Origin of the sequence: Nocardiopsis sp. CC223A (assembly GCF_030766825.1) — a bacterium.
Classification (GTDB): Bacteria; Actinomycetota; Actinomycetes; order Streptosporangiales; family Streptosporangiaceae; genus Nocardiopsis.
On record NZ_JASFDV010000044.1, the window covers coordinates 45,791 to 52,749 of the forward strand.

Below are 6,959 nucleotides of genomic sequence, written 5' to 3' on the forward strand. Positions count from 1 at the left end.
ACGGCCGGGGAGGCTACTCCTCGTCCTTGGCCCAGCCGATGTCCTCGTAGACGTAGTCGCCGGCGAGGCCGAACTCACCCCAGTTGTGCAGGTTGTCCTTGAGGACGTACTGGCCGGGGCGCTCGAACATCGGAACGGTCAGCACCTCGTCCCAGATGGCGGCGTCGATCTCGTTGGCGATCTCCGCGTACCGGTCGGGGTCGGTCTCCTGGCCCAGCTCCTCGAAGAGGTCGTTGATCTCCGGGGTGGAGTGGAAGCTGACGTTGTTGCCCCAGTCCTCGCCGTCCTCGTCGTACGGGCCGCCGAAGTTGCCCGCGCTGCTGGTGGCGTACGGGTTGGAGCCGGTGAGCACGAACGCGGCCAGCTCGTAGTTGCCCGGGATGATGTAGTCGGAGAACAGGGCGTTGCCCGGCACGTGCTGGACGTCGACCTCGATGCCGATCTCCGCGAGCATCTCGCGGGTGATGTCGGCCTCGTCCTTGGCCAGCTGCATGTCGTCGGAGGCGACGTAGCTGAGGGTCAGGGTCTCACCGTCGGCGTTGGTGCGGAACTCCGCGCCCTCCTCCAGGGTCCAGCCGGCCTCGTCGAGGAGCTCGCCGGCCCGCTCCGGGTTGTACTCGCCCAGCTCGCCGCTGTTGTCCTGGTAGCCGTGCTGGCTGGAACGCAGCAGGCGGTTGACCTCACCGGTGATGGGCCAGTCGACGGGGCTCAGGGCCACGTTGGCGAGGGTGTCGCGGTTGATGCCCATGGCGAGGGCGTGGCGGACGTTCTTGTCCGACAGGATCTCGCTGCCGGCGTTCACCGAGACGAAGCGGTGGCCGTTGTTGACGGCGCGGGTGAAGTACGCGCCCTCCTTGCCCTCCAGGAGCTTGTAGCCCGCGGAGTCGTAGCCGAGGTAGAAGCCGTCGATCTCACCGTTGTTGAACGCGGTGGCCTGGCCGTCGATCGCCACGTTCACGAAGATGATCTCGTCGAGCAGCGCGGGGTCGCCCCACCAGTCGTCGTTGCGGCTGACGGTGATGCGCTGGGTGACCTCGTCGAACTCGGGGTTCGCGAACGGGCCGGCGGTGACGAACTCCTCGCCCTCGGTGTAGCCCTCGGCGAACAGCTCCTCGTCCTGCATGTACTCCTTGGGGTACACGATGTCGAAGAGGGCGGGCCAGTCGGAGTACGGCTGGGAGAACTCCAGGGTGAAGGAGAATTCGTCCTCGCCCTCGACGACCTCCTCGATGTACTTGTAGCCGTCGTCGCCCTGGATCTCGAACTCGCCCTCGACCTCGCCGTTGATGACGGCGACCTGAGCGGCGTAGTCCTCCCAGGTCACGGGCTCGCCGTTGGACCAGGTGGCGTCGGGGTTGAGGGTGAAGTCGACCGTGAGGCCGTCCTCGCTCACCCCGTAGTCGAGCACGTACTCCTCGCGCGGCTCGTAGGTGCCGTCGGGCTGGAAGCGCGTGATGGAGGGCATCAGGCCGGCCATGACGCGGCGGACGTCGGCCTTGTTGCCCTGGATGTGGACCATGTTGTACTGGTCCTCGTACTCGCTGAGGGCCCAGACGAACTGGCCGCCCTCCTGAAGGTCCTCGCGGGGCGCCGGGTTGAGGTCGGTCGCCTCCAGGGAGGCGTTCTCCTCCTGGGCCTCCTCGGTGGACTGTCCGTCGTCGTTGCTGCAGGCGCTGGCCATGACGACCAGTGCCGCGACGGGGGCGAGATAACGCGCCTTCCCGATTCGCATGGGGATTCCTCCTATGGGGATGGGTAGGCCGACGCGCGGGGCGGCGTCGGCCCGTGCCAGGTCGGGCCGGACGGGAGCTAGAGGACCGACTGCCGCTCCGCGAAGTGGCATGCGGTCGCCTGGTCGCCACCGTTGGTGGCCTCCAGCGCCGGTTCGACGCTCGTGCACCGCTCCTGTTCGGGTGCGGAGAGGGTGACGAACTTCTGGCACCTGGTCCGGAACCTGCAGCCCGACGGCGGGTTGGCGGGGCTGGGCAGGTCACCGTCCAAGACGATGTGCGTGCGTGCGCGCTCCTTCTCCGGGTCGGGGATGGGGATCGCGGACAGCAGCGCCTGGGTGTAGGGGTGTGCGGGCCGGGTGTACACCGAGTCGGTGTCACCGATCTCGACGATCCGGCCCAGGTACATGACGGCCACGCGGTCGGCGATGTGCCGGACCACGGACAGGTCGTGCGCGACGAAGAGGTACGACAGGCCCAGCCGGGCCTGGAGCTCCTCCAGGAGGTTGACCACGCCCGCCTGGATGGACACGTCCAGGGCGGACACCGGCTCGTCGAGCACCAGGAGCTTGGGCTCCAGGGCCAGGGCACGGGCGATGCCGATGCGCTGGCGCTGGCCGCCGGAGAACTCCGAGGGGTACCGGGTGGCGTGCTCGACGTTGAGGCCGACCAGTTCCAGCAGCTCGTAGACGCGGGCGGTGGTGTCGGCTTCGGGGTACCGGTGGGTGCGCAGCGGTTCGGCGATGATGTCGAAGACCGGCATGCGCGGGTCGAGCGAGCTCATCGGGTCCTGGAACACGATCTGCATGTCGCGGCGGAGCGCGAACCGGTCGGAGCCGCTCATCTTGGACGTCTCGCGCCCCATCACGCTGACGCTGCCGCCCTGCGGCTTCTCCAGCCCCATGATCTCCATGAGGGTGGTGGACTTGCCGCAGCCGGACTCGCCGACCAGGGCCAGGGTCTCGCCCTCCCGGATGTCGAAGTCGATGCCGTCGACCGCGTAGACGGTGCCGACCCTGCGCTTGAACACCGCGCCCTTGGTGAGCGGGTGGTGTTTGATCAGCGATTCGACCCGCAGCATCTCGGCACGGTCTTCGCGGCGCACCTTCGCGGCGGGGACCTCGGGGATCTCCGGGATCGGGTAGATGTCCTGGGCCGTCCAGGCGTTCTCGGCGATCTCGCCGGAGCGGAGGCACGCCACCCGCTGGACGCCTGTGTCGGCGGCGACGGCCCCGCCGGAGGTGCCCGCCTCCTGGGCGGCCCGGATCTGCGCCTTGGAGGGTTGGCCGCCCACCGGGAGCAGGTCGGGTTCGGCCAGCGAGCACTCGGGCTCGGCGATGGGGCAGCGCGGCGCGAAGGGGCAGCCGGGCGGCAGGGCGGTCAGCGAGGGCGGGGTGCCCTTGATGGGGACGAGGGCGCCCTGGCGCTCCAGGTCCATGCGGGGTACGGCGCCGAGCAGGCCCATGGTGTAGGGCATGCGGCTGCCGTAGTAGATCTCGTCGACGGTGCCCATCTCGACGGGGCGGCCCGCGTACATGACGAGCATCCGGTCGACGAACCCGGCGACGACGCCGAGGTCGTGGGTGATCATGACGATCGCCGCGCCGGTCTCCTCGCGGGCGGTGCGCAGCAGGTCGAGGATCTGTGCCTGGATGGTGACGTCCAGGGCGGTGGTGGGCTCGTCGCAGATGATGACGTCGGGGTCGTTGGCCATCGCCATGGCGATCATGACGCGCTGGCGCATACCGCCGGAGAACTCGTGCGGGAACGAGCGGTAGCGGCCCTCGGGGTTGGGGATGCCGACCAGGTCGAGCAGGCGGACGGCGCGCTCGCGGGCCTCCTCCTTGGTCGCCTTGGGGTTGTGGACCAGGACGGCCTCGGCGAGCTGGTCGCCCACGGTGTAGACCGGGGTCAGGCCGGACAGCGGGTCCTGGAACACCATGGAGATGACCTTGCCGCGGCGGGTGGCCATCTCGCGGTCGTCCAGGCCCAGGATCTCCTCGCCGTGGAGTTTGACCGAGCCGGTGATGACGGCGTGGTCGGGCAGCAGGCCCATGGCGGCCATGGAGGAGACGGACTTGCCCGAGCCGGACTCGCCGACGATGCCGAGCACCTCGCCGCGCCGGACGGAGTAGCTGACGCCGCGGACCGCGTTCACGTCCGGGTTGCCGTTGAATCCGCGGAAGGTGACGGTGAGGTCTCTGACCTCCAGCACCGGGGTCTCGTCGCCCGGTCGCTCCGAGGTCGCCTCGGTGTTCTCGATGGTCTGTGCGCTCATGTGTGCTTCCCCCCTAGGACCGGCGCGACTTGGACTGCGGGTCCAGGGCGTCACGCAGCCCGTCCCCGATCATGTTCACCGCGAGCACCAGGATCACCAGGAGCACCGTGGGGAACGCGAAGATCCACCAGTCGCTGTTGGCGTACTTGGAACCGTCCGCGATCACCACGCCGAGGCTGATGTCCGGCGGCTGGACGCCGAAGCCGAAGTAGCTCAGCGAGGTCTCACCGATGATCGCGGTGCTGACCGCGATGGTGGCGTCCGCGATGAGGAGCGACGACATGTTGGGCAGGATGTGCCGGAGGATGATCTTGTGCGAGGGGACGCCCATGAACCGGGCGGCGTGGATGTACTCCCGTTCGCGCAGCGAGATGGTCATGCCCCGGATCATCTTGGAGGTGACCATCCAGCTGAACATCGCCAGCAGCAGGACCAGGACGATCCAGCCCCCCTCGCCGCCGAACTGCTCCGCGAGGATGGCCAGGATGACGAAGCTGGGCAGGACCAGGGCGAGGTCGGCGATCCACATCAGGGCGCGGTCGGTGATGCCGCCGAAGTAGCCGGCGAACGCGCCGACCAGGGCCGCGATGCCGGTGGACAGCAGCGCCACCAGCAGACCGATGAGCAGCGACTTCTGGAGTCCGGCGGTGGACTGCGTCCAGACGTCCTGGCCGGTCTTGTTGGTACCCATCCAGTGGTCGGCCGAGGGGGAGGCGAAGAGCGCGGCGTAGTCGCGCTCGCCGACCTCCCAGCCGCTGACGAGCGGGCCGACGAAGGCGAGCAGGGTGAGGAGGGCGAGCAGGCCGAGCCCGATGATCACCCGGGGGGTGCCCAGGAGTTGGCTGGCGATGCCCTTGATCCGGTTGGGCGCCGGCGGCACGGTCGGGGCCTTCGCGGGCTCCGTGCTCGTTTCGATCGTGCTCATGACTGGCTCTCCAGCTCGATGGCAGCGGGGACGTACTGGCGGAGTGGGATGTGCGCGGACGCGCGGTTCCGTGTCACTGTCACACCCGCACCCTCGGGTCGAGCCAGGCGTAGAGGATGTCCGAGAGGAACGAGGCCAGCATGATCGTCACGGCCATGAAGCAGGAGGCCGCGGCCACGATGTGGACGTCCTGCTGGAAGATCGCGTCGATGAGCCAGGCGCCCATCCCGTGCCAGCCGAAGATCTTCTCGGTGAAGGTCGCGCCGGAGACCATCACACCGAACGTGAAGGTGAAGTAGGTGATGGTCGGGATCAGCGCGGTGCGCAGGGCGTGCTTGAAGAGCGCCTTGCGCCGGGTGAGCCCCTTGGCCATCGCGGTGCGCACGAAGTCGGCGCCGAGCACGTCCAGCATCATGTTGCGCTGGTAGCGGGCGAAGGCCGCGAAGAGCGCGACGGCGAGCACGAAGGTCGGCAGGATCGCGTGGTGGATCCGGTTGAGCAGGAGTTCCCAGCCGTTCCCCTGGAAGCCCGCCGAGTACTCGCCGGAGAACAGGAAGAACTGGAAGCCGAGCGCTTCGTTGATCCCGGTGGCGAACACCTGCACGCTGAGCGCGATGACGACGGTGGGGATGGCCAGCACGAAGAACGAGGCGACGGTGGCGGCCTTGTCGAACATCCGGTACTGGCGCACCGCGGCGTAGGCGCCGATGGCGATGCCCAGGGCGCTGCCCAGAAGGGTGGCCACGGTGATGAGCCGCAGGGTGACGCCGGCCTTGAGCCAGATCTGGGGCGTGACGTCGCCGCCCTGGATGGTCTGCCCGAAGTCGCCCTGGGCGACGCCGCTCAACCAGGTGACGTACCGCTGCGCCAGGGGCGTCTGGTCGTTCAGGTTGAGGGTGTCGAGCTGGGTGTTGATCACCTCGTCCGTCGGCGGCGGCTGCATCTGCTCGAAGTAGCCGCGCGGATACAGATTGGCGGCGGCGAGCAGGTACGCGAAACTCGTCGCGAGGAAGATCAGCACGACGTAGTTCAACAGTCGTCTGACCAGGAACTTGCCCAAAACTCTCTCCGAACCTCACAGCCGAGCCCGGCGCGGTGGTCTGTTGACAGGGATGGTCGTTCGCCAAGAGCACCGGAGGTGAGCGGTTCGGAGCCCGTGTGGCTGGTGGCCTGTTAAGCATCCGTGATCCCGCCACCACCGGTGGGGGTCACTCCCGGTGACTGCCGAAACACAATTGCGTCCGATTCACGATCCGTGACCGGAATGTCAAGAGTCTGGGGCATCGCTAGACACTCGACGGTAACCAGTGCATCAAGAAAAGACAACGGAGCACCTTTGCCGGGTGAACTCCTGTCGATTTGTCAATCTTTGCACAGAAAGACACGGGAGCGTCACACGCAGCCATAAAAACTCGCTGAGCTGCGAAGACGTGTCCGGCAATCGAAGCGACGTGTCATCACCGTTTACACGAAACCCGACAAAACCGGCAATCATATGACCAAGAGCCGGCAAGTCGTCATCTGCGGGAAACCCGCCACCGCCCCACCGGGATCCGGCTCCGGATCGCCCCGGGGTCGCCCCGGCCGCACGAAAGGGGCACCGCACCCCCGGCCGTCCGGCATCACCCAGCGTGAGGTGACTTAACCGTGCCTAACGAGGACGCGTGAGTCCGCCTCAGCCCGTCCGGGGGCCGGCGCCCGGTCCGCCTCGCTCGCGACCGCGCCCGGTCGGCGCACCCGGGGCAGCAGCGGCGCGACGCTGCACGACCGCGCCATCCCCCACCAGGCCCCCAGGCCGCGGGCGGCGTCGCCCGCGATGCCCAGCACGGTCCAGGTGAGCGGATCGACCCGGGCGGTGCCGCGCGCGGTCCGCCAGGCCAACGGATGCGGCGCCACCAGGGCCGCGGCGGTGGCCGCCGTGGCCAGTACCGTCGTGGCGGCGGGTCTGCGGCCGCGCCGCAGGTTCCGGGTGATCCGCACGGTGCCCAGGGTCAGGGCCACGGCGGCCGGGGGCCACCAGGCGCCC

4 protein-coding genes and 1 pseudogene are annotated in these 6,959 nt (G+C 68.5%); all 5 read right to left on the reverse strand.

Going from position 1 to position 6,959, the window contains the following annotated elements; all coding sequences use genetic code 11:
* Positions 1–13 precede the first annotated feature (13 nt).
* A complete protein-coding gene (locus QJS33_RS18165; RefSeq protein WP_306369198.1) occupies positions 14–1,732 on the reverse strand; it encodes an ABC transporter family substrate-binding protein in 1,719 nt (572 codons plus the stop codon).
* A gap of 77 nt (positions 1,733–1,809) precedes the next feature.
* Positions 1,810–4,008, reverse strand: coding sequence for an ABC transporter ATP-binding protein (locus tag QJS33_RS18170; RefSeq protein WP_306369199.1), 2,199 nt, complete (start codon positions 4,006–4,008; stop codon positions 1,810–1,812).
* A gap of 13 nt (positions 4,009–4,021) precedes the next feature.
* A complete protein-coding gene (locus QJS33_RS18175; RefSeq protein WP_306369200.1) occupies positions 4,022–4,933 on the reverse strand; it encodes an ABC transporter permease in 912 nt (303 codons plus the stop codon).
* 79 nt (positions 4,934–5,012) lie between these two features.
* Entirely contained in the window at positions 5,013–5,993 is a 981-nt protein-coding gene (locus tag QJS33_RS18180) for an ABC transporter permease (RefSeq protein WP_306369201.1), read from the reverse strand.
* A 581-nt stretch (positions 5,994–6,574) separates the two neighbouring features.
* Positions 6,575–6,959 (reverse strand): annotated as a pseudogene (locus QJS33_RS18185) (family 2 glycosyl transferase); the annotation flags it as partial.